The sequence below is a fragment of the Xanthobacter sp. BG11Y11_SDJG genome (assembly GCF_057364445.1).
Map to the genome: position 1 here is coordinate 1 of NZ_JBNFNU010000533.1, position 2,284 is coordinate 2,284.

The 2,284-nt window shown below is 72.0% G+C and carries 2 protein-coding genes; one reads left to right on the forward strand and one right to left on the reverse strand.

The window, feature by feature from the left end; translation table 11 throughout:
* Nucleotides 1-169: 169 nt before the first annotated feature.
* A complete protein-coding gene (locus AC2W7M_RS24005) occupies nucleotides 170-1,507 on the reverse strand; it encodes a dihydroorotase (RefSeq protein WP_486135487.1) in 1,338 nt (445 codons plus the stop codon).
* A 75-nt stretch (nucleotides 1,508-1,582) separates the two neighbouring features.
* On the opposite strand from AC2W7M_RS24005, the gene ygfZ reads away from it, so the two are divergent.
* The coding region (ygfZ, locus tag AC2W7M_RS24010) for a CAF17-like 4Fe-4S cluster assembly/insertion protein YgfZ (RefSeq protein WP_486135489.1) at nucleotides 1,583-2,284 on the forward strand (702 nt) is incomplete at its 3' end.

A 2,284-nucleotide genomic window follows, 5' to 3' on the forward strand; every position in this document is an offset into this window, starting at 1 on the left:
CGCGAGCGCCGTCGCCCTGCCCCCGCCGTCGCCCTCCGGCTTGACCGGAGGGCCCATATTGCGGCCGGGCGCGGCGCGGCGAGGCGCATGGATGCTCCGGTCAAGCCGGAGCATAACGGCGGTGCGGAATCTGCAGATAGTGCGCGGCCGGACCTGTGCCCGGCGGGGCTCAACGCCCCGCCAGCGTCTCCAGGAAGCGGATCGGCGCGCCGGTGGCGGGGGCGGTCAGTTCGCCTTCCCACATCACCTTGGCGCCGCGCACGAAGGTGCCCACCGGCCAGCCGGTGACCTCGACGCCGTCGTAGGGCGTCCACTTCGCGCGCGAGGCGATCCAGCCATTGGTGATGGTGGCGCGCCGCTTCAGGTCCACCACCGTGAAGTCGGCATCGTAGCCGACCGCGATGCGGCCCTTGAGGGCGGTGCCGAACAGCCGCGCCGGCCCGGCGCTGGTGAGATCGACGAAGCGCTCCAGCGTGAGGCGGCCCGCCGCCACGTGGTCGAGCATCAGCGGCACCAGGGTCTGGACCCCGGTCATACCCGAGGGGCTGTCGGGATAGGGCTTGGCCTTCTCCTCCAGCGTGTGGGGGGCGTGATCGGAGCCGAGCACGTCGACGACGCCATTGGCGATGCCGGCCCAAAGGCCCGCGCGGTGGCGCTCGCCGCGCACCGGCGGGTTCATCTGGGCGAGCGTGCCGAGGCGGTCGTAGCAGTCGGGCGCGGCCATGGTGAGGTGGTGCGGCGTTACTTCGACCGAGGCCACGTCCTTGGCGCCCGCCAGGAAGTCCATCTCCTCCGCCGAGGTCACGTGCAGCACGTGCACCCGCGCCCCGGTCTCGCGGGCGAGCGCCACCAGGCGCTTCGTCGCGGTGAGCGCCGCCACCTCGTCGCGCCACACCGGATGGGACGAGGCATCCCCGGGCACGCGCAGGCCCTTGCGCTCCAGCAGGCGCGGCTCGTCCTCGCAATGGAAGGCGGCGCGGCGGCGGATCGCCTTGAGGATCGCCTTCACGCCCGGATCGTCCGCCACCAGCAGCGAGCCGGTGGACGAGCCGATGAACACCTTGATGCCGGCGGCGCCGGGCAGGCGCTCCAGCTCCGGCAGGTCGTTCACGTTGTCGTGCGTGCCGCCCACATAGAAGGCGAAGTCGCAGTGCATGCGCGCGGTGGCGCGCTGCACCTTGTCTTCGAGGGCCGTGGCGGAGGTGGTCTGCGGGATGGTGTTCGGCATCTCGAACACGCCCGTCACCCCGCCCATGACGGCGGCGCGCGAGCCCGTCTCCAGGTCCTCCTTGTGGTCGAGGCCCGGCTCGCGGAAATGCACCTGGGTGTCGATCACGCCCGGCAGGACGTGGAGGCCGCGCGCGTCCACCACCTTGCCCCCGTCGGCGCGCGCGAGGTCGCCGATGGCCTGGATGCGCCCGCCGGTGACGCCGATGTCGGCGCCGCCGATGCCGGCCGGCGTCGCCACGGTGCCGCCCTTGATGAGGAGGTCGAAGGTCTGGGCCATGGCGCGGGTCTCGCTCTTGAGGGCAGGGCGCAGCGGGCTTTATGATGAGTTTTTATTTCTGACAAGGACGGTCCCATGCCCGTCGTTCATTTGACTGATCGTGCGCTCATTCGTGTCCATGGCCCCGATGCGCGGCACTTCCTGCACAATATCCTCACCTGCAACGTCGCCGATCTGCCCGAGGGCGGCGCGCGCTACGGCGCGCTGCTGTTCCCGCAGGGCAAGATCATCGCCGACTTCCTGCTCTATGACGAAGGCGGCGACAGCTTCCTGCTGGACGCGCCGCAGAGCCAAGCCGCCGACCTGCTGAAGCGCCTCGGCTTCTACAAGCTGCGCGCCCAGGTGACGTGCGCGGCGGCGGACGACCTCGCGGTGGCGGCGGTGTTCGGCGGCGCGGCGGCTCCGGAGGGCCGGCTGTTTCCCGATCCCCGCCTGGAGGCGCTGGGCGGCCGGCTGATCCTGCCTGCCGAGGCCGCTGCCGCACTCTCCGACGACGCCTCCGCCTACGAGGCGCACCGCATCGACCTCGGCATCCCCAAGGGCGGGCCGGACTTCGCCTATGGCGACGCCTTCCCCCACGAGGCGGACATGGACCAGCTCGGCGGGGTGGACTTCAAGAAGGGCTGCTATGTGGGCCAGGAGGTGGTGGCGCGCATGCAGCACCGCGGCACGCCCCGCACCCGCGCGTGCAGGCGCTGCTCGATGCCGCCCCCGGCGCCGGGCAGCGAGATCATGGCCGGGGAGAAGACCGTCGGCCGCGTCGGCTCGGCGGCGGCC

Excerpts from the sequence above, each read along its gene's own strand:
- AC2W7M_RS24005 (WP_486135487.1), bottom strand. The coding sequence starts at position 1,507 with ATGGCCCAGACCTTCGACCTCCTCATCAAGGGCGGCACCGTGGCGACG.